General features: G+C 69.1%; 18 protein-coding genes. All 18 read right to left on the bottom strand.

Annotated features, from left to right (window positions below; translation table 11 throughout):
• The 18 genes from ACFCYE_RS08510 to ACFCYE_RS08425 all read right to left on the bottom strand — a co-directional run bounded on the left by ACFCYE_RS08510 (position 1) and on the right by ACFCYE_RS08425 (position 25,559).
• Positions 1-1,428: an RsmB/NOP family class I SAM-dependent RNA methyltransferase gene (locus ACFCYE_RS08510; protein WP_376177894.1), complete on the bottom strand. Its 1,428-nt coding sequence runs from the start codon at positions 1,426-1,428 to the stop codon at positions 1-3.
• Positions 1,425-2,345 carry a methionyl-tRNA formyltransferase gene (gene fmt / locus ACFCYE_RS08505; RefSeq protein ID WP_376177893.1) on the bottom strand — a complete coding sequence of 307 codons (921 nt, stop codon included), beginning with the start codon at positions 2,343-2,345 and terminating at the stop codon, positions 1,425-1,427. The genes ACFCYE_RS08510 and fmt overlap by 4 nt, the downstream gene beginning before the upstream one ends.
• A gap of 18 nt (positions 2,346-2,363) precedes the next feature.
• Positions 2,364-4,313 carry a primosomal protein N' gene (locus tag ACFCYE_RS08500; RefSeq protein WP_376177892.1) on the bottom strand — a complete coding sequence of 650 codons (1,950 nt, stop codon included), beginning with the start codon at positions 4,311-4,313 and terminating at the stop codon, positions 2,364-2,366.
• A complete protein-coding gene (metK, locus tag ACFCYE_RS08495) occupies positions 4,313-5,509 on the bottom strand; it encodes a methionine adenosyltransferase (protein ID WP_376177890.1) in 1,197 nt (398 codons plus the stop codon). Before metK ends, ACFCYE_RS08500 begins: the two co-directional genes overlap by 1 nt.
• Before the next feature lie 16 nt (positions 5,510-5,525).
• Positions 5,526-5,783 carry a DNA-directed RNA polymerase subunit omega gene (gene rpoZ, locus ACFCYE_RS08490; protein ID WP_120228631.1) on the bottom strand — a complete coding sequence of 86 codons (258 nt, stop codon included), beginning with the start codon at positions 5,781-5,783 and terminating at the stop codon, positions 5,526-5,528.
• A gap of 65 nt (positions 5,784-5,848) precedes the next feature.
• Positions 5,849-6,757, bottom strand: a complete 909-nt coding sequence (gene gmk, locus ACFCYE_RS08485) for a guanylate kinase (protein ID WP_376177888.1) — start codon at positions 6,755-6,757, stop codon at positions 5,849-5,851.
• Positions 6,750-7,595, bottom strand: coding sequence for an orotidine-5'-phosphate decarboxylase (gene pyrF, locus ACFCYE_RS08480; protein WP_376177887.1), 846 nt, complete (start codon positions 7,593-7,595; stop codon positions 6,750-6,752). The genes gmk and pyrF overlap by 8 nt, the downstream gene beginning before the upstream one ends.
• Entirely contained in the window at positions 7,592-10,879 is a 3,288-nt protein-coding gene (gene carB, locus ACFCYE_RS08475) for a carbamoyl-phosphate synthase large subunit (RefSeq protein ID WP_376177885.1), read from the bottom strand. Before carB ends, pyrF begins: the two co-directional genes overlap by 4 nt.
• Entirely contained in the window at positions 10,879-12,021 is a 1,143-nt protein-coding gene (gene carA / locus ACFCYE_RS08470) for a glutamine-hydrolyzing carbamoyl-phosphate synthase small subunit (protein WP_376177883.1), read from the bottom strand. The genes carB and carA overlap by 1 nt, the downstream gene beginning before the upstream one ends.
• Positions 12,018-12,524 carry a hypothetical protein gene (locus tag ACFCYE_RS08465; RefSeq protein ID WP_376177881.1) on the bottom strand — a complete coding sequence of 169 codons (507 nt, stop codon included), beginning with the start codon at positions 12,522-12,524 and terminating at the stop codon, positions 12,018-12,020. The genes carA and ACFCYE_RS08465 overlap by 4 nt, the downstream gene beginning before the upstream one ends.
• The gene (locus ACFCYE_RS08460; RefSeq protein WP_376178162.1) at positions 12,521-13,804 is read right to left on the bottom strand and encodes a dihydroorotase; all 1,284 of its coding nucleotides are present in this window, start codon (positions 13,802-13,804) and stop codon (positions 12,521-12,523) included. Before ACFCYE_RS08460 ends, ACFCYE_RS08465 begins: the two co-directional genes overlap by 4 nt.
• Before the next feature lie 14 nt (positions 13,805-13,818).
• Positions 13,819-14,784 (bottom strand): aspartate carbamoyltransferase catalytic subunit, encoded by a 966-nt coding sequence (locus tag ACFCYE_RS08455; protein ID WP_376177880.1) that lies wholly within the window; start codon positions 14,782-14,784, stop codon positions 13,819-13,821.
• Positions 14,781-15,311: a bifunctional pyr operon transcriptional regulator/uracil phosphoribosyltransferase PyrR gene (gene pyrR, locus ACFCYE_RS08450; RefSeq protein WP_376177879.1), complete on the bottom strand. Its 531-nt coding sequence runs from the start codon at positions 15,309-15,311 to the stop codon at positions 14,781-14,783. Before pyrR ends, ACFCYE_RS08455 begins: the two co-directional genes overlap by 4 nt.
• Positions 15,312-15,418: 107 nt before the next feature.
• Positions 15,419-16,996, bottom strand: coding sequence for a Rieske 2Fe-2S domain-containing protein (locus ACFCYE_RS08445; RefSeq protein ID WP_376177877.1), 1,578 nt, complete (start codon positions 16,994-16,996; stop codon positions 15,419-15,421).
• An 83-nt stretch (positions 16,997-17,079) separates the two neighbouring features.
• Positions 17,080-19,170: a molybdopterin oxidoreductase family protein gene (locus ACFCYE_RS08440; RefSeq protein ID WP_376177876.1), complete on the bottom strand. Its 2,091-nt coding sequence runs from the start codon at positions 19,168-19,170 to the stop codon at positions 17,080-17,082.
• Positions 19,167-20,771: an FAD-dependent oxidoreductase gene (locus tag ACFCYE_RS08435; RefSeq protein WP_376177874.1), complete on the bottom strand. Its 1,605-nt coding sequence runs from the start codon at positions 20,769-20,771 to the stop codon at positions 19,167-19,169. The genes ACFCYE_RS08440 and ACFCYE_RS08435 overlap by 4 nt, the downstream gene beginning before the upstream one ends.
• A gap of 1 nt (position 20,772) precedes the next feature.
• Entirely contained in the window at positions 20,773-22,161 is a 1,389-nt protein-coding gene (locus tag ACFCYE_RS08430) for an MFS transporter (RefSeq protein ID WP_376177872.1), read from the bottom strand.
• Positions 22,162-22,298: 137 nt separating this feature from the next.
• Positions 22,299-25,559: an SNF2-related protein gene (locus ACFCYE_RS08425; RefSeq protein WP_376177871.1), complete on the bottom strand. Its 3,261-nt coding sequence runs from the start codon at positions 25,557-25,559 to the stop codon at positions 22,299-22,301.
• Between the last annotated feature and the right edge of the window lie 15 nt (positions 25,560-25,574).

Below are 25,574 nucleotides of genomic sequence, written 5' to 3'. Positions count from 1 at the left end.
TCATCGGGATCCCTTCTCGGTGCGCTGCAGCAGCGCGAGGAACATGGCGTCGGTGCCGTGGCGGTGCGGCCACAGTTGGACGCGGCCGGAGCCGTCGGATGCGAGATCGATGGGCGACCGGCTGAGGCCGGCGAGCACCGATCGTGCGTCGAGCTCGACGAGGTCGTCGCGCGCGCGCAGCACCTCCGAGACCACCCCCGTCGTCTCGGCGAGATGCGGCGAGCACGTGACGTACGCGACGACGCCACCGGGGCGCAGAGCATCGGCCGCCGCGATCAGCAGCTCGGTCTGCAGCCCCGTGAGCTCGGCGACGTCGGCAGGCGTCTTGCGCCACCGCGCCTCAGGGCGTCGGCGCAGCGCGCCGAGTCCTGTGCAGGGCGCGTCGACGAGGATCCGGTCGAACTCGCTCGATCGCGAGGAAGCGAGTGCGCGTCCGTCCTGCACGTGCACGGGCACCTCGCCGGGGATCGGCCGAAGTGCGTTGCGGACCAGACCGGCCCTCGCCGGGACGACCTCGTTCGCCTCCAGGTGCGCGCCATGGGCGTTCGCGATCGCGGCGAGCAACGCGGTCTTGCCACCGGGTCCCGCGCAGAGGTCGAGCCAGCGCTCGTCCTCATCGATCGGCGTCGCCGCGGTCAGTGCGAGCGCGACGAGCTGCGAGCCCTCGTCCTGCACCCGGACCGCGCCGGCGGCGTCGCCCAGGTACGCGTGCGGGTCGCCGCCCGGAGCACCGAAAGCGGTCGGTGCGTAGGGGCGCCGTGGCTCAGCGGGCTCCGCGAGACCGGGCAGTGCGGCGAGCGTCACCTCGGGTGAGACGTTGTCGGCCTCCAGCAGCGCCTCGAGCTCATCCGCACGGTCCTCCGCGGCAAGGGCGCGGCGCAGCGCTCGGATCACCCAGACCGGATGCGCGGTGCGCAGCCCCAGCCGCTCGTCGTCCGAGCGAGCCTGCGCGGTGATCCGCTCATCCCACTCCCCCGGCGTGTCGCGTGCGATCCGCCGCAGCACCGCGTTGGCGAACCCGGCGGCGCCGCGGCTGTGCGCGGCGGCGAGGTTCACCGACTCGTTGACGGCGGCGTGCGAGGCGACGCGTGTGGCGAGCAATTGATGCGTGCCGAGGCGGAGCGCGTCGAGTACCGGGGAGTCGATGTCCGCGGCGTCTCGGCCCGCGGCAGAAGAGATGATCGCGTCGTACGTGCCCCGGCGTCGAAGTGTGCCGTAGGTGAGCTCGGTGGCGAGAGCGGCATCCTGCGGAGAGAGTCCTGCCTCGGTGATCGCGCCCGGCAGCAGCAGATTCGCGTAGGCATCCGACTCGGACACCGCGCGGATCACGTCGTACGCGACGCGTCGTGCGCCTTGAACGCTCCGATCAGGGCGGGCGTGTCCACCGGGCCGGGACGGACGTCGCGATGAACGCTGCGGACCGCTCATGAGCCGACCACCGTGCTCTCGCCTTCTCGTCGACCTCGCCACCAATCGGCGGCAGCCATAGCCGGCTTGCCCGCGGGCTGCACTCTGGTCACGGACAACGGGACCGTCGCCGTCCCGATCAGCACGGAGTTCTTCGTGCCGGCGATGGCACCCGGTGCGAGCGGTTCGACGTCATCGGCGGGGCTGGCCTCCAGGATCTTCAACCGCGCACCATCGATGCTCGTGTGGGCGCCCGGCTCGCCGGTGACCCCGCGGAAGCGTGCGTAGACCTCCTCCAGCGGACGGGTGAACTCGAGCAGACCGTCCTCGAGACTCAGCTTCGGAGCGAGGGTGACCGCGCCGACCTGCGGCTGCGCATGCGCCGTGCCGCCGGCGATCGTGTCGACGACCTCGGCGGTGAGCGGAGCACCTGCCGCAGCCAGCGCCTCCAGCGCCGCATCGGCGGTGGCATCCGCCGGGACGTCGAACGCACGGGACGCGTAGACGTCTCCGGCATCCAGCTCCTCGACGAGCTGGAACACGCTGGCGCCCAGCTCCGCGTCGCCGGCGATCAGCGCCCGCTGCACGGGGGCGGCACCGCGCCAGGCCGGAAGCAACGAGAAGTGCAGATTGATCCAGCCGCGTTCCGGCGTCGAGAGCAGCGGTTCCCTGACCAGCCCGCCGTAGGCGACGATGACGCCCAGTTCGGGCTCGAGGGCGGCGATGCGCTCTGTCGCCTCGGCGTCGAGACGGGCCGCCTTGATGATGTTCAGGCCGAGCTCTGCGGCAACGGCGGCGACCGGAGACGGGGTGAGCACCCGCTTGCGTCCCAGGGGCGCATCAGGACGCGTCACGACCGCGACGATCTCGTGACGGTCTGCGAGCAGCCGCAGAGTGGGGACGGCGACGGCGGGTGTGCCGGCGAAGACGAGGCGCATGAAGGTTCTCCGGTGGGATCAGATCTCAGGTTCGAGGATATCGAGCCGCAGTGCGAGTGACGCCCTGGTGGGTCGGCCCCTGCCGCGTCTGCGCTGCACGCCGTCGGCGATCACCTGGGCCCGCAGCGCCGTGGCGACGGCCGCTCCGGCCGCATACTCGAAGCGGATGAGCGCCCGCACGCGGCCGTCATCGTCGGAGAGCGGCACAGGGCCGAGTACGGCCTCCGACGGCAGCCCGAGGACGCGGACGGCCTCGATCGCGGCCCGCACCGACGCCGAAGTGCCCTCGAGCTGCGCGACGCGGACGGTCGGCGGCATATGCAGCGGTGCTCGAGCCTCCAGCTCGCTGCGGGCGTATCCGGAGTGGTTCCACGTCGCCAGGGATATCGCGACGGGTCCCTGGATGCCGACGAGGTGCACAGGTGCGCCCGGCGCCGCCAGCGCGGCGGCATTCGACCACCAGCGCAGGCAGGACTCGCCGATGCGCAGATCCGGTGCCTGCAGCATCCGTGGCCCGTCCAGCAGGACGACGGCTCGATAGCCGCCGTCCGCGAGCGGCTCCGCGCCGCGGGTCGCGACGACGAGGCTGGGCTTGTCGTCGACGCGTTCGATGGGATGCGTGCCGTCCGCGATGATGACACGGATGCCAGGGAACGCTCGGCCGAGCTCGTCGGCGGTCCGCTCGCTCCCCGAGGACGCGAGACGCAGCTTGGTCGACGAGCATTCGGGGCAGGTCCAGGTGCGCGCTGAGCGACCGCACCACCCGCACACGGGCACCGCGCCGCGGGTACGTGCGCCGAGCGGTCCGGCGCATTGCGGACAGCGCGCAGGTCTGCGGCAGTCGGCGCACACCAGCGAAGGCGAGAACCCCGGTCGGGCGACCTGGATCAGGACGGGCCCGTCCGCTGCGGCATCCCTGGCGGAGCGGAACGCACTCGACGGCATGCGCCCGCTCCCCTGCTCGAGCTCCTGGGGCGTGCTCAGCTGCACGCGTGGCAGCACGCGTCTGGCGGCGCGCACGTCCCGCAGCCACCCGAGTTGGACCAGCCGTTCGACATCGCTGGTTCGTGTGTGCCCGGCGAACAGCAGCGCGCTGCCTTCCTGCTCCTGACGCAGCAGCGCGGCGTCCCGCGCGTGCACGTAGGGAGCCAGAGGCTCGGACAGCAGCGGGTCTCCGTCGTCCCAGACGATCACGAGTCCGGCCCGCACCGGTGCATACACGGCCGAGCGGTTGCCGATGACGACGCACGGCGCGTCCTCGAGGGTCCTCAGGAACGCGCGATAGCGATCGGGGTTGGTCTGGCGGGCGTCGTGCCGGACGACAGCATCGGCGGGCAGCAGCGCGTGCAGCGCGGTGAGCGCGCGGTCGAGATCACGGTGATCGGGCACGACGATGATCGTCGAGCGCCCTGCCGCCAGAGTGCGCGCGGCCGCAGCGGCCAGGAGACGCGTCCAACCGGGAACGCCCTCATCGAGAACCGGGATCGCCTCGACAGCGGCACGACCGGAGTCGTCGAGGACGTCCTGCAGCTCCGCGTACCGGTCGATCACGGCCTGCGCTTTCTCCAGCGCCTCCGCGGAGGGCACTGGTGCCGCGGCGTCCGCGGTCCAGGCCTTCTCGACCCGCACCTGGCGCTTCGGGATGACCAGCCGCAGGATGTCGGATGCCGAACCGGCCGCACGGTCGGCCGTGCGTCGGGCCAGCCGATACAGCGCGTCGGTGAGGACGGGAACCGGCGACACGATGCCGTCCACTTCCGAGAGCGGACGGTCGGCGTCGCTCTCGGCGTCGAGCTCCACGATGTAGCCCTCGACGACGCGGCCGGCGGTGCGCAACGGCACTTTCACGCGGACGCCGGGTGCGACCTCACCCAGCTCCTCCGGCAGGGCGTAGTCGAACAGCCGGTCCAGCTGCGGAAGCGGCGACTCCAGGAGCACGCGCGCGATGCGCCGGCTCTCCGCGGCCATCAGAGTCCGGCGGCGCGGCGCAGCTCTTCAGCGCGGTCTGTCCGCTCCCAGGTGAAGCTCGGGAGCTCGCGACCGAAGTGGCCGTATGCGGCGGTCTGCGCATAGATCGGTCGCAACAGGTCGAGCTCTTCGATGATCGCCTGCGGACGCAGATCGAACACGTCCGTGATCGCCTGCGTGATCGCCTCATCGGCGATCCTTCCGGTGCCGAACGTCTCGACGTACAGGCCCACTGGGCGCGCGACGCCGATGGCGTACGCCACCTGCACCTCGATGCGATCCGCGAGGCCAGCGGCGACCGCGTTCTTCGCCACCCAGCGCATCGCATAGGCACCCGAGCGATCGACCTTGGACGGATCCTTGCCGCTGAACGCGCCGCCGCCGTGACGAGCAGCGCCGCCGTAGGTGTCGATGATGATCTTGCGACCGGTGAGTCCGGCATCCCCCTTCGGACCGCCCGTGACGAACGGGCCGGCGGGGTTGATGTAGTACGTGAGATCCGACGGGATGTCGAGGCCGGTCGAGGCGAGCACCGGGTCGATCACATGCTCGCGGACCTGCGCCTGCAGCTCCTCCTGCGAGATGTCGGGGTGGTGCTGGGTCGAGACGACCACCGCGTCCACGGTTTTCGGGGTGAAGCCGTCGTATCCGAGCGTCACCTGCGTCTTGCCGTCAGGGCGCAGGTACGGCAGCAGACCGGAGCGACGCACCTCGGTGAGGCGCTCCGCGATCCGGTGAGCCGTCCACCCTGCCATCGGCATGAGCTGAGGGGTCTCGTTGGTCGCGAAACCGAACATGATGCCCTGATCGCCGGCGCCGAGCGCGTCGCGTTTCTCGGTGGAGCTGCCGTCGCGGTGCTCCTGCGCCTTGTCGACGCCGTGCGCGATGTCGCCGGACTGCTCCCCCACCGACACGCTCACGCCGCACGACGAGCCGTCGAAGCCGGTGTCGCTGGACGTGTAGCCGATGCCGTTGACGACATCCCGCACGATCGTGGGGATGTCGACGTAGGCTTCGGTGCGGATCTCGCCGGCGACATGCACGAGGCCTGTCGTCACGAGAGTCTCCACGGCGACGCGAGAGCCGGGATCCTTGGCGATCAGGCCGTCGAGGATGCTGTCGGAGATCTGATCGCAGATCTTGTCCGGATGTCCCTCGGTGACGGATTCGGACGTGAACAGGCGCAGTGCGGTCATGAAGGCTGTCGCGCTCTTACTCGGCGTGACGGATGCGCAGCTTGTCCTCGTTGATCTCGTGGAGCGCGATCGTGAGCGGCTTGTCCTCGACGGAGGAGTCCACGAGCGGACCCACGTTGTCGAAGAGGTTTCCCTCGTGCAGATCGGAGTAGTAGTCGTTGATCTGGCGCGCACGCTTGGACGCGTAGATGACCAGCTCGTACTTCGACTCGACACGGTCGAGCAGGTTGTCGATGGGCGGGTCGATGATTCCGTTGGTGTGGTGTCCGGCCATGGTGGGACCTCCAGATCAGGCGACGGGATCGTCGCGAAGTCGAAACGGCGGGCGTGCGAGGATGCTCAGCGCGCAGTCGCCTCAGACAATTCTACGACCTCGCGGGCCGCCGAGGAGACATCCTCGTTCACAATCAGGTAATCGAACTCGCTCTGGGCTGCCAGCTCGACTTTCGCGGTGCGCAATCGGCGGGCCCGCTCCTCCTCGTTCTCGGTGCCTCGGCCGACGAGCCGGTGCACGAGTTCATCCCAGGACGGCGGCAGCAGGAAGATCAGCGTCGCGGACGGTTCGGCCGCGCGCACCTGCCGCGCACCCTGCAGATCGATCTCGAGCAGGACGGTCTTGCCCGCCTCGAGGGCGGCGTCGATCGGGGCACGGGGTGTGCCGTATCGGCTCTTGTTGTGCACGACGGCGTACTCGAGGAGCTCGCCGTCCGCGATGAGCCGGTCGAACTCGGCCTCGTCGACGAAGTAGTAGTGCACGCCGTCGATCTCGCCGGGGCGCGGAGCGCGCGTGGTCGCAGACACCGAGAGATGGATCTCGGGGTTCGCTTCACGGATGTGCGCGGCGACGGTGCCCTTCCCGACCGCCGTCGGTCCTGCGAGCACGAGCAGACGGCTGCGACCGCTCCGCGGACGGTGCACGGGGAAGCGCTCGTCGAGCCAGGCCGCGAGAGCCTCGCGTTGCCGGATGCCGAGACCGCCGAGCCGCTTCACCGGCGAGATGTGCAGCTCCTCGAGGATGCGGTCCTTCTTGCCGACCCCGATCGCCGGCAGCGCCAGCAGGAAGTCGGTGACGCGGAAGGAACCGGCCACGGAATCCGGATCGGCCACGGCATCGGCGAGCACCTTCTGCGGGGCGGTGACCCGCGTGGTCAGGTCGCGCTTGAGCGCAGCCCTGGCCCGACGACGCTCCACGGCGCGATGCGCGGCTGCGACGCGGTCGACGTCTGGAACGGCACGCTTCTCACTCACCGAGCACCTCCCGATACCCCTCTGCCGCGCGATCGATGGCCTCGGCGAGTCCGGCAGGACCCGCGGAGAGGATGCTGCGGCTCTCGCTCGCCAGCACCTGGCGCGCCGCAGAGCCGTACCGCGCACGCAGATCGGCGGGGCCTGCACCCTGCGCACCGAAGCCCGGGCCCAGGATGGGCGCCGGCGGTGCGAACGGCTCGAGCCCTGCTTCGGCCCAGTCGACCGTCGCGCCGATGACGAAGCCGTTGCCGCCCCACTCGCCCGCCGGCGCGTCTGCGGCGTTTCGCTGCGACACGGCGGCCACGATCGCTGCGGACACGGTGCGTCCCTCGGCATCCTTCGACCGCTGCACGTCCGCGGCATCCGGATTGCTCGTCGCGGCGAGCACGAACGTGCCCTTGCCATGGCGGGCGGCGAGGGCGAACGTGCCGTCGAGTGCACCGACTCCGAGATACGGGCTGACGGTGAGCGCATCAGCCTCGAGCGGCGATCCTGGCGTGAGCCAGGCCGCGGCATAGGCATCCATGGTCGTGCCGATGTCGCCTCGCTTGGCGTCGGCGATCACGAGCAGACCAGCGGCACGTGCTGCGGAGAGGACGTCCTCGAGAGCGGCGAAACCGGCGGAGCCGAAGCGCTCGAAGAACGACACCTGCGGCTTCACGACACCGGCACGACCGGCCGCCGCCGCCACGGTGCGCAGGCCGAACTCGCGAACGCCCTGTCCGCTCTGCGGCAGTCCCCAGGCATCCAGCAGGGCGGCGTGCGGGTCGATGCCGACGCACAGCGGCCCGTACTGCGCCAGTGCGGCCCTGACGCGCTCCCCGAAGCCGGTGGTCACAGGGCGTTCTTCCGATCGATCGCGTACTCCTGGAGGCTGCGCACCTGGAAGCCCTCGTCGGCGGCATCCATTCCGCTCACGGCCGCGCCGAGCACTGCCATGGTCGTGAACAGCGCCTTGTCCGCGGCGACAGCAGCGGCCCGGATCTCGTAGCCGTCGGCGCGCGCTGCTCCTCCGGACGGAGTGTTCACGACGATGTCGATCTCTCCGTCGTTGATGAGGTCGACGATGTTGCGCTCACCGCTGTCCTGCGTCTCGCTGTACTTCGCCACCACGGTCACCGGGATGCCGTTGCGCGACAGGATCTCCGCGGTTCCCTCGGTCGCGACCAGCGTGAAGCCGAGCTGGCGCAGCCGGTGCGCGGGGAGGATCACGGCGCGCTTGTCAGCGTCGGCGACCGAGATGAACACGGTTCCCGACGTCGGCAGTCCACCGTACGCAGCGGCCTGGCTCTTCGCGAACGCGGTCGGGAAGTCCTTGTCGATGCCCATGACCTCACCGGTCGAGCGCATCTCAGGACCGAGGACCGAGTCGACGGTCTTCCCATCGCGGGTGCGGAACCGCTTGAAGGGAAGCACAGCCTCCTTGACGGCGACGGGTGCATCCAGCGGAACCTGAGAGCCGTCCTGGATCGGCAGCATCCCCTCGCTCTTCAGCTCGGCGATCGTCGCACCGACCATGATCCGGCTCGCGGCCTTCGCCAGCGGGATCCCGAGGGCCTTCGAGACGAACGGCACCGTGCGGCTGGCGCGCGGGTTGGCCTCGATGACGTAAAGCACGCCGGCGCTGATCGCGAACTGCACGTTGAGCAGGCCGCGGACGCCGACGCCCTCGGCGATCGCCAGCGTCGCCTTGCGGACGCGGTCGATGTCGCTGCGCCCGAGCGAGACGGGCGGCAGGGTGCAGCTGGAGTCGCCGGAGTGGATGCCGGCTTCTTCGAGGTGCTCCATGACACCGCCGATGTACAGCTCGTGCCCGTCGTACAGGGCATCCACGTCCAGTTCGATCGCGTCGTCCAGGAAGCGGTCGACCAGCAGGGGCTTGCCCTGTTCGATGACGACCTCGCCGGCGGTGCGCACGAAGTAGTCGCGCAGGCTCGCCGTGTCGTAGACGATCTCCATGCCGCGTCCGCCGAGCACGAAGCTCGGCCGAACCAGCACCGGGTATCCGATCTCCTCGGCGATCGCGACGGCGCCGTCCACGTCGATGGCCGTGCCGTGCCGCGGCGCGACGAGCTCGGCGTTGTCGAGCAGCTGCGAGAACAGTTCGCGCTCCTCGGCGATGTCGATCGCCGCGGGGCTCGTGCCGAGCACGTTGTATCCGGCTGCCTCGATGCCCTTCGCGAGCCCGAGTGGAGTCTGCCCGCCGAGCTGGCACACCACGCCGAGGATCGTCCCGCTGGCGGCCTCGGCATCCAGGACCTCGAGGACGTCCTCGAGGGTGAGCGGCTCGAAGTACAGCCGATCGCTGGTGTCGTAGTCCGTGGAGACGGTCTCCGGGTTGCAGTTGACCATGACGGTCTCGTACCCGGCATCCGAGAGGGCGAACGATGCGTGCACGCACGAGTAGTCGAACTCGACGCCCTGGCCGATGCGGTTCGGGCCGGACCCGATGATGACGACCTTGGTCCGCTCCGACGGCGCGACCTCGGTCTCGAAGTCGTAGCTCGAGTAGTGGTACGGCGTCAGCGCAGGGAACTCGCCCGCGCAGGTGTCGACCGTCTTGTAGACCGGACGGATGCCGAGGCCGTGACGCATGCCTCGGACCTCGGTCTCGGTGATGCCGCGGATCTCGGCGAGCTGTGCGTCCGAGAAGCCGTGCTCCTTGGCGTACCGCAGGGTGTCGGCGTCCAGTTCGGCAGCGGCGCGGACGGTCTCCGCGACCTCGTTGATCAGGACGATCTGGTCGAGGAACCACGGGTCGATCGCGGTCGCGTCGAAGGCCTGCTCGATCGTCGCGCCCTTGCGCAGCGCCTGCTGCAGCGTGACGATGCGGCCGTCCGTCGGCGTCTTCGAGATCTCCAGGAGCTCTTCGACGCTGCGGTCCTCGACGCCCCAGTGGAAGCTGGATCCGCGCTTCTCGAGTGAGCGGAGCGCCTTCTGCAGCGCGGTGGCGTAGTTGCGGCCGATGGCCATCGCCTCGCCCACCGACTTCATCGTGGTCGTCAGCGTCGGGTCGGCGGCTGGGAACTTCTCGAACGCGAACCGAGGGACCTTCACCACGACGTAGTCCAGCGTCGGCTCGAAGCTGGCCGGCGTCACGCCTGTGATGTCGTTGGGGATCTCGTCGAGACGGTAGCCGAGTGCGAGCTTGGCGGCGAGCTTGGCGATCGGGAAGCCGGTCGCCTTCGAGGCCAGGGCGCTGGAGCGCGAGACACGCGGGTTCATCTCGATGACGATGATGCGCCCGTCTTCCGGGTTGACGGCGAACTGGATGTTGCAGCCGCCGGTGTCCACGCCGACGGCGCGGATGATGTCGATGCCGATGTCACGCAGCTTCTGGTACTCGCGGTCGGTCAGCGTGAGCGCCGGTGCGACCGTGATCGAGTCGCCGGTGTGCACGCCGACCGGGTCGACGTTCTCGATCGAGCAGACGACGACCGTGTTGTCGGCCGTGTCGCGCATGAGCTCGAGCTCGTACTCCTTCCAGCCGAGGATCGACTCCTCGAGGAGCACCTCGTTGGTGGGCGAGTCGTGCAGGCCTGCGCCTCCGATGCGGCGCAGGTCCGCCTCGTCGTACGCGAAGCCAGAACCGAGTCCGCCCATCGTGAAGCTCGGGCGGACCACGAGCGGGTAGCCGAGCTTCTCGGCGCCGGCGATGAGCTCGTCCATCGTGTGGCAGATGACGGATGCCGCCACATCGGCGCCCGCCTCGATCACGAGCTCCTTGAAGATCTGGCGGTCCTCGCCCTTCTTGATGGCCTCGACCTTGGCACCGATCAGCTCGACGTCGTACTTCGCGAGGATGCCGCGCTCGTCGAGCGCCATGGCCGCGTTCAGCGCGGTCTGGCCGCCCAGGGTCGGCAGGATCGCATCGGGACGCTCCTTCGCGATGATCGTCTCGATCACCTCGGGGGTGATCGGCTCGATGTAGGTCGCGTCGGCGAAATCGGGGTCGGTCATGATCGTGGCCGGGTTCGAGTTGACGAGGATGACGCGGATGCCCTCTTCGCGCAGCACGCGGCAGGCCTGGGTGCCGGAGTAGTCGAACTCGCAGGCCTGACCGATGACGATCGGACCTGAGCCGATGACGAGTACGGAGTTGATGTCGTCGCGCTTGGGCATTACTTGGCGTCCTTGTTCTCGCGGACGAGGTCCGCGAACCGATCGAAGAGGTAGTTGGCGTCGTGCGGGCCGGCGGCCGCCTCGGGGTGGTACTGCACCGAGAAGGCCGGGATGTCGAGGGCGCGCAGCCCCTCGACGACGTTGTCGTTCAGTCCGACGTGGCTGACCTCGACACGGCCGTAGCCGGCCGGGCTGTCGAACACGCCCTCGATGGGTGCGTCGACGGCGAAGCCATGGTTGTGCGCGGTGATCTCGACACGACCGGTGGTCTTGTCGCGCACCGGCTGGTTGATGCCGCGGTGGCCGAACGGCAGCTTGTAGGTGCCCAGCCCCAGCGCGCGACCGAGCAGCTGGTTGCCGAAGCAGATGCCGAAGAACGGCAGCTTCTCGTCCAGCACGGACCGGAGCAGATCGACGTGACCGTCGGAGGCGGCGGGGTCGCCTGGGCCGTTCGAGTAGAAGACCGCGACCGGATCGATCGAGCGGATCTCCTCGATCGTGGCGGTCTGCGGCAGCACGTGCACCTCGAAGCCGCGGGCGGCGAGGTTGTCGACGGTCGCCTGCTTGACACCGAGGTCGAGCACGGCGAGGTTGCCGATCTTCTCCCCCACGGCCTCCGTCACCGTCGCGGCGTCGACCGACACCTCGGCGGACAGGTTCTGGCCGGCCATCTGAGGCGCCTCCTGCACGATGCGCAGCTGCTCATCGGCATCCAGTGCCGCGGCATCACCCGAGAAGATCCCCCCGCGCATGGAACCGGCGGATCGGATGTGGCGGGTGATCGAACGGGTGTCGATGCCGCTGATGCCGACGATGCCGTCCTTCTCGAGGGTGGCGTCGAGCGAGGTGTCGGCACGCCAGTTGGATACGACGCGCGAAGGGTCGCGGACGATGTACCCGGCCACCCAGATCCGGCGGGACTCCGGATCCTCGTCGTTCATTCCGGTGTTGCCGATGTGCGGCGCGGTCTGCAGGACGATCTGCCCGGCGTAGGACGGGTCGGTCAGCGTCTCCTGGTAGCCGGACATGCCGGTGGCGAAGACGACCTCGCCGAGGGTCGTGCCGCGTGCGCCGTAGGCGCGACCGCGGTGGCGTGTGCCGTCCTCGAGCACGAGGACAGCTTGTTCGGGAAGATGAGTCATGACGTGGCTCCCGTCTTGGGGGCCGCGATGAGCGGCCGCAGTTCGGAGATGAGGTGTGCGGGGTCACCGGTGGTGACCCGGAGGTAGGAGTCGACCGGATGGGCGTCTGCGACGTCCCAGACGATCTTGACGAGACCGTCCGGTTCGACGACCCGGTCGATCGTGACCGTCGCGCGGTCGACGGCCTGCAGCCGGTCCGTGCTGAGGAACACGGTGGGTGCGCCATCAAGACAGAGGGCCACACCGCGGTCGGTCACGGCGATCTCGCCGCGGGCGCGGTACGTGAGCGGCGAGATCGCGAGGCGCTCGAGCGGCTCGTCGTGCTTGGTCGTGGAGACGTACAGCACTTCGTGGCGCGCACGCACCTCGGCGTGCTCCGGTACGCCGAGCGGGGCCGTCAGGCCCGCGTCGCGTCGGAGCCGGCGACGCCAGGCGAAGAACATCGTCAGCAGGATGCCGACGGCGATGAGCCCGGTGAGGAGGAACACGAGTTCCCGGGTCACGCGGTCAGCTCCTCGACCAGTACGCCATCGGCGACGGTCGTCATGCCGCGGTGGATGGTCCACTGCACTCTGCCCGGCAGGTCACGCCCGAGATACGGCGAGTTGACGCTGCGGCCGTGCAGGTCGGCCTCGGTGAACACGCCGGGGATCGACGGGTCGTACAGCGTCACGTTCGCCGGCGCTCCGACCTCGAGCGCACCGAAGCCGTCCAGACGGCCGATCCGGGCCGGGGTCGTGCTCAGGACGCGAGCGACATCCGCCCAGTCGAGCAGTCCTGTTTCGACCATCGACTGGTGCACGACGCGCAGGGCGCTCTCCAGTCCGACCATGCCGTTGGCCGCGGCCTGCCATTCGCAGGCCTTGTTCTCGCTCGGGTGCGGAGCGTGATCGGTCGCGACGATGTCGATCGTGCCGTCGGCCAGTCCTTCACGGACGGCGAGGACGTCCTCCTCGCGGCGCAGCGGCGGGTTGACCTTGTAGCGCGCGTCGTAGCCGCGGACGAGTTCGTCGGTCAGCAGCAGGTGGTGCGGCGTGGCCTCGGCGGTCACGGCGATGCCGCGCTTCTTGGCCCAGCGGATGATGTCGACCGAACCAGCGGTCGAAAGGTGGCAGACGTGCAGACGCGAGCCGACGTGCTCGGCGAGCAGGACGTCGCGGGCGATGATCGACTCCTCGGCGACCGCGGGCCAGCCGGCGAGACCGAGCTCTGCCGACACGGTGCCCTCGTTCATCTGGGCGCCCTCGGTCAGGCGCGGGTCCTGCGCATGCTGCGCGATCACCCCGTCGAAGCTCTTCACGTATTCCAGGGCGCGGCGCATGATCAGCGAGTCCCAGACGCAGAAGCCGTCATCGCTGAACACGCGGACCTTCGCGCGTGACGACGCCATCGCACCGAGCTCGGCGAGTCGCTCGCCCTTCTGGCCGACCGTCACCGCGCCGATCGGCTGGACCGTGGCGTAGCGGGCGGCCTCGCCGAGGGCGAGCTCCTGCTCGACGACACCCGCCGAGTCGGCCACCGGTGACGTGTTGGGCATCGCGAACACCGCGGTGAAGCCGCCGGCCGCGGCGGCGCGCGTGCCGGTCAGCACCGTCTCGGACGCCTCGTGGCCTGGCTCGCGCAGATGCGTGTGCAGGTCGACGAGTCCCGGGAGCGCGACCAGGCCAGCGGCCTGGATCGTCTGCGCCCCTGCGCGGCTGAGCCCGGAGCCGATCTCGGCGATGACACCGTTCTCGATCACGATGTCGGCGCTGTCGCGCCCGAGCAGCTGGACGCCTTCGATGACGAGGGTCTGGCTCACTTCACTTCCCCTCGTTCGTCTTCGCGCTCCCCCGCCAGCAGCAGGTAGAGCACGGCCATTCGTACCGAGACCCCGTTCGTGACCTGTTCCAGCACCGTGGAACGGGCGGAATCGGCGGCCTCGGAAGAGATCTCCAGGCCCCGGTTCATGGGGCCAGGATGCATCACAATGCTACCGTCCGGCAGCCCGGCTGCACGCACGGCGTCGAGCCCCCAGCGACGGGAATACTCCCGCTCACTGGGGAAATACGCCGCGTTCATCCGCTCCAGCTGGATGCGCAGCATCATCACGGCATCCGGACCGTCGGCGAGGGCCTCATCGAGGTCGTATCGGACGCGCACGGGCCAGAGCGAGACGTTCTGCGGAATCAGCGTCGGCGGGGTCACGAGAGTGACCTCGGCGCCGAGCGTCGTGAGCAGCCAGACGTTGGATCGGGCGACGCGCGAATGCAGCACGTCGCCCACGATCACGACCCGGATGCCGGACAGATCGCGGCCGCGGCTGTCGGCGCCGTAGCGGCGCTTGCGGATCGTGAACGCGTCGAGCAGCGCCTGCGTCGGGTGCTCGTGCGTCCCGTCGCCGGCATTGACGACCCCGGCCGTGATCCAGCCGCTCGTCGCCAGCGTCCGCGGAGCACCGGAGGCGCCGTGGCGGATGACGACGGCATCCGCTCCCATCGCCTGCAGGGTCTGGGCGGTGTCCTTCAGGCTCTCGCCCTTGGAGACACTCGAGCCCTTCGCGGCGAAGTTGATGACGTCGGCGGACAGACGCTTGGCCGCGGCCTCGAATGAGATGCGCGTGCGGGTGGAGTCCTCGAAGAAGAGGTTCACGACGGTCTTGCCGCGGAGCGTCGGGAGCTTCTTGACCTCGCGCGACTGCGTGTCGGACATGTCCTCGGCGACGTCGAGGATGCGCAGCGCGGTCGCGCGATCAAGCGTCTGGGTGTCGAGCAGGTGCCTCATGCTTCGATCGTCACCTCTTCGGCGCCGTCGTACTCGAACAGGCGCACGTTGACGCGCTCCTGGCGTGAGGACGGGATGTTCTTGCCGACGAAGTCCGGGCGGATCGGGAGCTCACGGTGCCCGCGGTCGACCAGGATCGCGAGCCGCACGACCGCGGGGCGGCCGATCGACTGAATCGCATCGAGCGCCGCACGGATGCTGCGTCCGGAGAAGAGCACGTCGTCGACGAGGACCACGGTCCTGCCGTCGATGCCACCGGCCGGGATCTCGGTCGGCCGGGGCGAACGGGTCGGGTGCTTGGCGAGGTCGTCCCGGAACAGGGTGACATCGAGCGCGCCGACCGGGACCCGCTGCTGGGCGATGTCGCTGATCAGAGCGCCGAGTCGTTCGGCGAGTGCGACGCCACGAGTGGGAATCCCCAGGAGGACCAGATCGGTCGCCCCGCGATTGGATTCGAGGATCTCGTGCGCGATGCGGGTCAGTGCCCGCGAGATATCGGCTTGCTGCAGCACGGTGCGCGTGCTCATCCGCCGCTCCCTTCTCCGCCTCACAGGACGGTGTTAAAGGTTGCTCGTGATCCCAGTGTATCGGAGCCGGTCATGGCCCGATGACGAGGGCGGGCGCGATGCGGGTTTCAGCCGTCGAGGCGCAGCGCCGCGTCGGTCACGTCATCGATCTTCTGAGCGCGGATCTCGTGACCGGCCGTGGAAAGGCACCGACCGGTCTTCAGATCCCACTTCCAGTCATGCATGCTGCACGTCAGGACGCCGTCCTCGTCGATCTTCCCTGTGCGGGTGAGGTCGGCACGCAGGTGCGGGCACCGGCGCTGCACGACCCAGTCGCCGATCTCGGCATCCTCGGTCTGGTCGGTCTGCTCCTGGTACCAGTTCTCCACGTACTCGATCCGATCGACCGACAGGCATTTGAGGAACGTCGTGAGGAACTCGTTGAACTTGCCGCTGCGTCCGACGGAGAACTGCATCGACAGGAAGATCGAGTTGGACCAGTCGATCTCGTGGTCGCGGAGGTTCGTCGACACCAGGTCGGCGGGGATCGTGTACCAGTAGATGCACTCCTCCCCCGCGTACTCTCGGACCTTCGCCTTCGGGAAGTCCACCACCATGTCCAGTTCGCCGATGCGGAACCGGACGCAGCCGCCGACACCGAGGCGGATCGTGCGGGACTTCTTCAGCAGCGGCTCCCACCACTCCTTGATCGCCTGGAGCATCTCGGCCGGCGGAATGACCTCGGCGCGGGAGGCCTCCTCGTCGCGGATCTCCTGCTGACGCGTGGCACGCTGCGACTCGAGGTAGTCCCACTTCTCATCGAAGATGTGCGCGATCTCGGCATCCGAGTACAGGGTCTGCTCGCTCGAGACCTCGCCACCAGCCACGGTGACCACGGTGCCGGGGACGAACAGCTGCCCGTCGTACTGCGGCGCCAACTCCTTCATGTGCGCGAGGAACTGCTTCTGATCCGTGAAGATCGACTCGCCGTTGCGGCCGAGGCCGTTGAAGTCGAACAGATCATCGCGGAGGAACATCGGCGGCCCCGCCATCGGGAACACGTGCGGTGCGTCGACCTTCTCGATGTAATACATCGCGCGCTTGTTCTGCGCGTCGCGCTTGAGCTGCGCGAAGTTCTGCTTTGCCTCCAGCGGCAGGTCGTAGACCATCGGCCACCAGATCGCCCCGGAGACCTGGGTGAAGTAGGCGTCCGGCTTGCCGAAGTCGAGCAGCTTCTCCAGATCCAGCGGGTGCGAGTCGTTCTGGTTCAGCACCGACCCCGTGCCGTCGTCGACGCTCAGCGACGAATCGCCGATCGGGCCGTCGCTGGGCGCGCGAAGGGGCGTGATCATGATCTTCAGCTCGCCCCGCCGGATGACCTCGCCGGCCGGCGCGTACGTGATGTTCGTGTAGCCGAGAGCGCGGATGTCCTGCTCGAGTTCGTCGGTCGGATACTCCGGGAGCAGGACCTCGATGTCCTTGCGGATGTAGCGCTCGAGCAGCCGAGGGTCGAAGTGATCGCGGTGCCGGTGCGAGATGTAGAGGAAATCGGCCTCACGGCCGAACCTCTCCCAGTCGAGCCCGCGGTTGTCGGGGAAGGGGAACCAGGATCCGAAGAAGGAGGGACCGAGGACGGGGTCGCAGATGATGTTCCCGCCGACCGTCTCGATGAACATCCCGGCATGGCCGAGTCCCGTGATCCGCATACTGATTCCTCCCGAACTGGACCGACCGAGTCTACCCGGCAGGTGCTGGAAGGCGCCCGAGGCCAGGCCGGGGATAACCGGCGTCAGCGGGCAGGACGCACACGCACCACCGACCTCTTGAACTCCGGCATGGCCGAGATCGGATCGGTCGCGGCGACCGTGAGCAGGTTCGCGGAGTGCTCGCCCGGATAGTGGAAGGGCAGGAACACCGTGTCCGGTCGGATGCCGCTGTCGGTGACGACCTGGGCGGTGACCGCTCCCCGCGCATTCGTCAGCACGATCGTGTCGCCGTCGTACATGCCACGATCGGCTGCCGTCGCCGGATGCAGGGTCGCCTCGAGGGCAGGTCGAGCCGCCACCAGCTCCGCAACGCGTCTGGTCTGCGCGCCGGACTGGTAGTGCTCGAGAAGCCTTCCCGTGATCAGCGTCAGTTCGTCCCCCGCAGCCGGACCCTCCGGCAGCGGACGCACCGCAACCGGCACGATGCGTGCCCGTCCGTCGGGATGCTGATACCCCGCGAGCAACGGCCGCGGCGTACCGCTGCTGCCGACCGGATACGGCCAGAAGGCGTCGATGTCGGCATCCAGCATCGCGTGGCTGAGACCCGAATAGTCGGCGATTCCGCCTGCGGAGGCGAGGGCGAGTTCGTCGAACACGAGCGCAGGGTCGAGATCGAAGCGGCCGGGGGCATCCAACCGGCGTGCGAGCTCGGACAGGATCCACAGTTCGCTGCGCACCCCCTCCGGTGCAGGAAGCGCCTGACGGCGTCGGATGACGCGACCCTCCAGGTTCGTCATCGTGCCCTCCTCCTCCGCCCACTGCGTGACGGGCAGCACCACGTCGGCCATCGCCGCCGTCTCGCTCAGGAAGAAGTCGCACACCACGAGCAGATCGAGCTCGCCGAGCCGGTCGCGCACGGCACCTGCATCGGGGGCGGAGATGACGGGGTTCGACCCGTGCACGAGCAGCGCACGGATGCCGTGGTCCTCGCCGATCGACTCGAGCAGCTGGACGGCGGGCAGACCGGGGCCGGGGATCGTCGCCGGATCGACGCCCCAGACCGCGGCGACGTGGGCTCTGGCATCCGGATCGGTGATCTTGCGGTACCCAGGGAGCTGATCGCACTTCTGCCCGTGCTCTCGTCCGCCCTGACCGTTCCCCTGCCCGGTGAGCGTCCCGTAGCCGCTGCCTGCACGCGTCGGCAGACCGAGGATCACGGCGAGGTTGATCGCCGCGGTAGCAGTGTCGGTCCCGTTGGCGTGCTGCTCCACCCCGCGCCCCGTGAGGATGAAGGTGTTGGCGCCGGAAGCCAGGCGACGCGCCACGCGACGCAGAGTCTCCACCGGCACCCCCGTGATCTGCTGCACTCTCGCCGGCCACCACGCCGCGACGCTCCGGCGGAGCGCGTCGAATCCCTGCGTCCAGCGTTCGACGGCCGCGGCGTCGTGCAGCCTCTCGGAGATGACGATGTGCGTGAGTCCGAGCAGCAGCTCCAGATCGGTGCCGGGCGCCGGGGCGAGGTGCAGGCCTTGTCCGTCATCGGTCAGTCGCGCCGTCGAACTCCGTCGCGGGTCGACCACGATGAGCCCTCCGGCGTCGCGGACCGCCGCCAGGTGCGACAGGAACGGCGGCATCGTGTCGGCGACGTTCGAGCCCAGCATCAGCACGGTGCGGGCCTCGTCGAGATCGGTCAGCGGGAAGGGCAGTCCCCTGTCGATGCCGAACGCACGGTTGGCCGCCGCGGCCGCCGATGACATGCAGAACCGGCCGTTGTAGTCGATCCGCGACGTCCGCAGCGCGATGCGGGCGAACTTGCCGAGCTGGTACGCCTTCTCGTTCGTCAGTCCACCCCCGCCGAAGACACCGATGCAATCGCGCCCCGATGCGGTCTGAAGGCGAACGATGCGTCCCGCGATCAGATCCAGTGCGTCGGCCCAGGATGCTTCGGTCAGAGCCCCGTCATCACCCCTGACGAGTGGCTGGGTGAGCCGATCGGGAGAGTCGAGGAGGGTGGATGAGGTCCAGCCCTTCTTGCACAGTCCCCCGCGATTGGTCGGGAACTCCCGCCCCGAGACGGTCATCGACGGATCGGACGCGGCGGCATCCGCTCCGCGCGGGGTGAGGGTCATCGCGCACTGGAGTGCGCAGTACGGACAGTGGGTGCTGGTGCTCATGCGCGTGCGACCTCCGTGAGGGCGAATCGTTCGATCAGCTCCGCCAGCCGTGGTTTGCATCCGCCGCATCCGGTGCCTGCCCTGGTGTCGCGACCGAGGCATGCCACGGTGTCGTTGCCGTCGGCGATCGAATCGGTGACGCGCTGAACGTTCACCCCGTTGCACGAGCAGACCGTGGAGGTCGGGGCGAACGCATCCGCTGCTGCGCCGACCGCATCCGCGCCGTCCAATCGCAGCAGCAGCGACCGGTCCGAGGGCAGCTCGCCCTGCCGGTCGTACAGCAGCGTCAGCTCGGCGGCCGTGCGAGGCATCCCGATGCAGGCGAACGCGTCCAGCACGCCGTCGACGGTCACGATCTTGACGTACCGGCCGTGCTGCGGATCCGCCCACTGCGCGACGTGGCGATGCGGCTGCGATTCCGCCACAGGCGCGTCCCAGATGTCGATGTCGACCTCGCCGACGGCCACCACGTCGATGTCCTCGTCCTTCAGCATGACCACGGCGTCCTTCTCGCTCGGCGCCGGTTCGGTGTGCACCGCACCAGTCGCATCCGCGCGGAGACGACCTGCCAGCCACGCCGCTTGGCGCCAGCCCGGCCCGATGAGCCCCGTCGGCGCTCCGGGCAGACGAGCGAGAGCTTCGTTCTCCGGCGTTCGCGCGACGACATGCGCGCAGTCGCCGATCGCGTACACGTCGTCGTCGGACCAGGAGCGCAGTTGTTCGTCGACGATGATGCCGGCTGCCGTGCGGATCCCGGCGAGAGTCGCCAGTTCCGTGCGAGCGCCGACACCGCACGAGAGCACGAGCAGATCTCCTCGGACGTAGTTGCCGTCTGCGGTGACGACGGCATCGAACGCGCGCGTGCCTTCGTCGGCCGTGTGGAACGCGACCGCCTCGGCGCGGCTGTGCGCGAACACCGTGATGCCCCTGGCCTTCAACGCCCTGGCCAGCACCGTGCCGGCACCCCGGTCGAGGCTGCGGGGCATCGGTGTGGGTCCGTGATGCAGCACGCTCACCTCGGCACCCGCGTCGGCGGCCAGCAGCGCGAACTCGAGGCCGAGCACGCCGGCGCCGAGTACGATGATCCGCGCCTTCGCCTCGACCGCCCGTCGCACGCGTTCGGCATCGGCGAGGTCGCGCAGCACCGTGACGCCGGACGGGAGTCCAGGGTCCGTTCCGACCGCTGCGGTCCCGGCACGCACCACCGAGTCCGCGTCGTAGCGCGGCCGCTCCAGTCCCGCAAGGGTCGGCACGTTCGCTCTGGCCCCGGTGGCGAGCACCAGCCGGTCGTAGCCGATCTGTTCGCCGGTCTCCAGCTCGACCACCTTGGCGTCGCGGTCCACTCCGATCACGCGCGTCCCCAGTGCGATGCGCGCGCCGGCGGCCACGCTGTCATCAGGGTCGTGCAGGACGATGCCGTCGAGATCGGCCCGTGCCGCAGCCAGTTCCGCGATCAGGACCCGGTTGTACGGGGCGTGCTGCTCCGCCCCGACGACCGTCAGGTCGATGGCCCCGTCGCGGACAGCCGGAAGGAGGTCCTCGCACAGCCGTGCGCCGACGGGACCGAATCCGATCACGACGACGCGCAACGGGTTCGGCACGTCAGATCCGCCGTCCGTCGAGCGCGGCGCGCGGCAGGCCGTAGACGAGCAGCGTGATGACCAGCAGCCCGAGGTACACGATGCCGAAACCGATGAAGGCCGACTCGTATCCGCCGGAGGCGAGCTGGGATGCGTTGAGAACCTGCGGGACCATGAATCCGCCGTACGCGCCGATACCCGAGATGATGCCGAGCGCTGCGGCGGCGCGGCGCTGCACGGCCGCGGCGTCCCCCTCCTTGCGAGCGACCGCGCGTGCGGTGAAGACGATCGGGATCATCCGATAGGTCGATCCGTTGCCGACGCCCGTCGCGGCGAACAGCAGCAGGAAGCCCAGCAGGAACAGCCAGAACTGCCCGAGCGCCAGGACGCCGAGGATGCCGAAGGCGCCCATCGCCATGACGGCGAACGCGGCGATCGTGATCCGTGCGCCGCCGAACCGGTCCGCGAGGCGCCCGCCGAGCGGGCGGAAGAGCGACCCGACGAGCGCGCCCAGGAAGGCCAGTGAGACGCCGGCCGCGCCGATGTGCAGGGCGGAGAACTCCGGGAACTGATCGGCGATGAGCTTCGGAAAGACGCTGGCGAAGCCGATGAACGACCCGAACGTACCGATGTAGAGCACGGCCAGCAGCCACATGTGTCCCTCGCGCAGCGCCGCGGCGGAACCCGCGAAATCGGCCTTCGCGGACGACAGGTTGTCCATGTACCGCCATGCGCCCCACGCCGCGACGAGGATGAACGGCACCCACATCCACCCGGCCAACGGCAGACCGAGACCGATGCCGGCGGTCAGCGACACGACGATCGGGACGAGGAACTGCGCGACGGAAGTGCCGAGGTTGCCGCCTGCGGCGTTCAGCCCGAGCGCCCAGCCCTTCTCGCGCTGCGGGAAGAAGTAGGTGATGTTCGCCATCGAACTGGCGAAGTTCCCGCCGCCGAAGCCGGCCAGCCCCGCGATCACCAGCATCATCCAGAACGGGGTCTCCGGGTTGCCGACCGCGACCCCGAGCAGGACCGCCGGGATGAGCAGCAGCAGCGCGGATACGATCGTCCAGTTGCGGCCGCCGAAGCGCGGCACCATGAAGGTGTACGGGAAGCGGAGCGTCGCACCGACGAGACTCGGCAACGAGATCAACCAGAAGGTCTCGGCGCTCGTGAAGGCGAATCCGGCGGCCGGCAGCAGCACCACGACGATGCTCCACAACTGCCAGACGATGAATCCGAGGAATTCGGCGTAGATCGACCAGCCCAGGTTGCGACGGGCGACGCGTCGCCCGTCGGCCTGCCAGAATTCGGTGTTCTCGGGATCGAAACCGTCGATCCATCGGCCAGGTCGGTGGGTGAGGACGACAGTCGTGTCGGACTGTGACGATGCGACGGCTGGTGTGCTCATGCCACCGAACATAGAAGCGCGGTGTTTCGACCGAACACGTCGCGCATTACCGCATGGTCACTTCTGCGTCACGCCCATGCGTCCGTGCGGTGAGGATGCCGTCACACGACGGAAACATCCGCAAAGGGGGCGCCCGCTCAGTCCTCGAACAGCCCGCGGATGTCGTCGGCCGTGAGCGTCTGGGCGAACAGCTGCTCGTCGTCCATCACGGCCGTGAACAGCCGCGCCTTGCGCTGCTGGAGGGCGAGGACCTTCTCTTCGACGGTCCCGGTCGCGATCATCCGATAGACGAAGACCTGCTCGGTCTGGCCGATCCGGTGCGTGCGGTCGACGGCCTGCGCCTCGGCTGCCGGGTTCCACCACGGATCCAGCAGGAAGACGTAGTCGGCCTCGGTGAGGGTCAGACCGAACCCGCCCGCTTTCAGGCTGATGAGGAACACGGGCTGCTCGCCGGCGCGGAAGCCGTCGATCACCGCGCGACGATTGCGTGTCGACCCGTCCAGGTATGCGTATGGGACGCCTGCCTCATCCAACCGTTCGGCGGCGAGCGAGAGGAACGAGGTGAACTGGCTGAAGACCAGTGCCCGGTGCCCCTCGGCCTGCAGCTCCTGCACGCGTTCCAGCAGCACATCGAGTTTGGCTGCGCCGATCCTGGCGTCCTCGCCGTCGATGAGCGCCGGCGCCAGGCTCAGCATCCGCAGCATCGTCAGCGAGCGGAACACGATGAAGCGGTTCCGGTCGAGATCCTGCAGCAGCCCGAGCACCTTCTGCCGCTCGCGCTGGAGGACGGTGTCGTACAGCGCCCTGTGGGCAGGCAGGAGATCGACGTGGAGCAGCTGCTCCTGTTTGGGCGGCAGGTCGGCCGCGACGAGATCCTTGGTGCGGCGGAGCATGAGCGGTCGGATGCGGCGCCGCAGACGTTCCAGGCGTCTCTGTCGGTACGGCCCGCCCTCCTCGTTCTCCGGGACCTTGCCCTGCTCGATCGGCTGGATGTACTCCTGGCGGAACTTCCGTGCCGACGGGAACAGACCGGGCGCGGCCAGTCGCAGCAGAGCCCAGAGCTCCCGGAGGCTGTTCTCCATCGGCGTGCCGGTGACGGCGAACGTGACATCCGCACGGAGCGCGGCGATCGCGCGATGCTGCAGCGTCGCCGGGTTCTTGACGAACTGCGCCTCGTCCAGGATCAGCGCCGCCCACTCGACGGCGTGGAACTCGTCCTGGTCGAGCCGCGCGACCGTGTACGAGGTCACGATCAGATCCGCCTCGGCCGCGACGTCCACCACGCTGCGGCCGTGCTTGGCACTCGTGCCGTCGATGATGCGCACGTCGAGCCGCGGAGCGAAGTGAGCAGCCTCATCCTGCCAGGTGGCGAGCACCGACGTCGGAGCGACGACCAGCAGCGGCCGATGCTCCCCAGATTCTCGGATGTGGAGGATCAGGGTGAGCAGCTGGATGGTCTTGCCCAGCCCCATGTCATCGGCGAGGATGCCGCCGAGCCGGTGGCGCCACAGGAATGCGAGCCAGTCGAAGCCGGCCTTCTGATACGGGCGCAGCTGCGCGCGAAGAGCGGCAGGAACGTCCGTGGGCGGGACGTGCTCCGCGTTGCGCAGGCCCTCTACGGTGGCACGCCAGCTGACCGCTGGCTGCGCCTCGTCGGCGAGGTCTTCGAATTCCTCCCACAGCGCGACCTGATGGCGGCTGATCTTCGGACCGGCTTCCCACTCCGCGAGCTCAGCCGCTTCGTCCAGCAGATCGCGCAACCGCTGCAGCGCGGGGTGCGCGAGCGAGAAGTAGCTGCCGTCGACCAGCAGCAGCTTGTTGCGCCTCATCGCAAGGGCCGTGAACAACGGCTGGAACGGAATGGTGCGCCCGTCGATGGTGACCAGGATGCCGAGATCGAACCAGTCGGTCGACGTGGTCTCGACCGTCGACACCGTGATCAGCGGGTCGCCCGTGAGCTCGCGATAGGCCTGCGGCGTGCCGCTGGTCTCGATGACGACGCCGATGGCTTCCCATCGGCCGACGACGCCGGAGATGAACTCCGCCGCATCCGTGTCGCGCAGGGTGCCGTGCGGTGCGAACGCGACCTCGAGGATCTGCTCCCAGACTTCGCGCATCGCGCGCAGGATCTCGCCCTCCCGCGCCGGGTCGCGCACCGCAGCGGCACTCGGTTCGACGCCATAGCTGCCGAAGCCCGGATACTCCCAGTGCAGCGTGTACTCGACGACGTGGCCGGCTCGGTGCACGACGGCGACGGTGGCCTGCGGTTCACCGGGCTCCGGCAGCGCGAGGCCAGGAGCGGCCCGTGCGCCGGCCTGCCGGACCAGCTGGGGGTACGCCTCGGCGAGGAACGCATCGCGTTCGGCGGCCGGGATCGCGAACTCGGCGGGCCCTGCCAGCAGCGCGTGCGCGATCGGCGCAAGAGCGACGGGAGCAAGCGTCACCTGGATGCGTGCGCCCTGCACCTCCCACGAATAGACGCCTGAGCGCCCGAGCGGACGCACGGCAGTCGCCGGATACGGGCTGGCATCGATCTCGACGTGCGGTGTCAGGGTCAGTCCGTCGTCCTCCGCCGCACTGATCGTGGCGCTCACCTCGGCGTGCTCCGCGAAGCGGATGTCGGTGTGCTTCTGCATCGGCACGACGGCGATCCCGATCGCGCGGGCAGAACTCAGGTGGTCCCACAGCAGACGCGAGACCACGAGATCGAGCAGGATCCATTCGCCGGCGGTGCCTGACAGCAGGGATTCGCGCGCGATGCTGAGCAGGTCTCCGAACCAGCGCACCTGGTCGGGGGCGAAACGGCCGGAGGAGCGTCGGATCGCATCCCAGCCGATGTCGCCCTGGATCCAGTTGCCGGTGGAGTCGCTGCGCATGAGCGGACGGACGGCGAGCAGCACGTCGTCGTCCGGGTGCTGGGCGAGATCGCGCGGATGCGCGGTCGTGACCGGGCGCGGAGCCCATTGATGCGCGCCCTGCGCGGCGCGTCGTCGTACCTCCACCCCGAGCGCGAGCCGGGTCGGATCGGCCGTCTCAGCGGTCGCAGCCAGCAGAGACCGCCACGCGGGTGCCTGAGAACGCCCGGCCGACGACCGCGCCGCCGTCCGCGGACCGTGCTTCTCGTTGCTCGCGAGAAGCACCGCCACGACGTGCTTGCACTTCGATCGCACCGGGCACGCGCAACGGCTCGTGATGATCGAGTCGTCCTCGGCGAACTCGATCGCGCAGCTGTACGGACGGCCCCCGGACCCCGAGACCTGCCCGTTGACGCGCCGGCGTTCGGTGTTCCAGATCGCGTACAGCACTTTGCCGTCGCGAGCGTAGCCGAATCCGCGCTCGAAACTGCCGCGGTCGGTGTGCGCGAGGATGTCCTCTTCGGGGACGTACGGCGCGGTCATGTCCGTCATCCTCTC

This window comes from Microbacterium sp. NPDC056234 (assembly GCF_042267585.1).
Lineage (GTDB): Bacteria > Actinomycetota > Actinomycetes > Actinomycetales > Microbacteriaceae > Microbacterium.
Note: the sequence above shows the minus strand (reverse complement) of the source record. Positions and strands in the feature narration are given on the sequence as shown.

What these genes read in the sequence shown, in the direction of transcription:
- ACFCYE_RS08510 (WP_376177894.1), bottom strand. Translation starts at nt 1,428, where the DNA reads ATGAGCGGTCCGCAGCGTTCATCGCGACGTCCGTCCCGGCCCGGTGGA.
- fmt (WP_376177893.1), bottom strand. Translation starts at nt 2,345, where the DNA reads ATGCGCCTCGTCTTCGCCGGCACACCCGCCGTCGCCGTCCCCACTCTG.
- ACFCYE_RS08500 (WP_376177892.1), bottom strand. Translation starts at nt 4,313, where the DNA reads ATGGCCGCGGAGAGCCGGCGCATCGCGCGCGTGCTCCTGGAGTCGCCG.
- metK (WP_376177890.1), bottom strand. Translation starts at nt 5,509, where the DNA reads ATGACCGCACTGCGCCTGTTCACGTCCGAATCCGTCACCGAGGGACAT.
- rpoZ (WP_120228631.1), bottom strand. Translation starts at nt 5,783, where the DNA reads ATGGCCGGACACCACACCAACGGAATCATCGACCCGCCCATCGACAAC.
- carB (WP_376177885.1), bottom strand. Translation starts at nt 10,879, where the DNA reads ATGCCCAAGCGCGACGACATCAACTCCGTACTCGTCATCGGCTCAGGT.
- carA (WP_376177883.1), bottom strand. Translation starts at nt 12,021, where the DNA reads ATGACTCATCTTCCCGAACAAGCTGTCCTCGTGCTCGAGGACGGCACA.
- ACFCYE_RS08455 (WP_376177880.1), bottom strand. Translation starts at nt 14,784, where the DNA reads ATGAGGCACCTGCTCGACACCCAGACGCTTGATCGCGCGACCGCGCTG.
- pyrR (WP_376177879.1), bottom strand. Translation starts at nt 15,311, where the DNA reads ATGAGCACGCGCACCGTGCTGCAGCAAGCCGATATCTCGCGGGCACTG.
- ACFCYE_RS08445 (WP_376177877.1), bottom strand. Translation starts at nt 16,996, where the DNA reads ATGCGGATCACGGGACTCGGCCATGCCGGGATGTTCATCGAGACGGTC.
- ACFCYE_RS08440 (WP_376177876.1), bottom strand. Translation starts at nt 19,170, where the DNA reads ATGAGCACCAGCACCCACTGTCCGTACTGCGCACTCCAGTGCGCGATG.
- ACFCYE_RS08430 (WP_376177872.1), bottom strand. Translation starts at nt 22,161, where the DNA reads ATGAGCACACCAGCCGTCGCATCGTCACAGTCCGACACGACTGTCGTC.
- ACFCYE_RS08425 (WP_376177871.1), bottom strand. Translation starts at nt 25,559, where the DNA reads ATGACCGCGCCGTACGTCCCCGAAGAGGACATCCTCGCGCACACCGAC.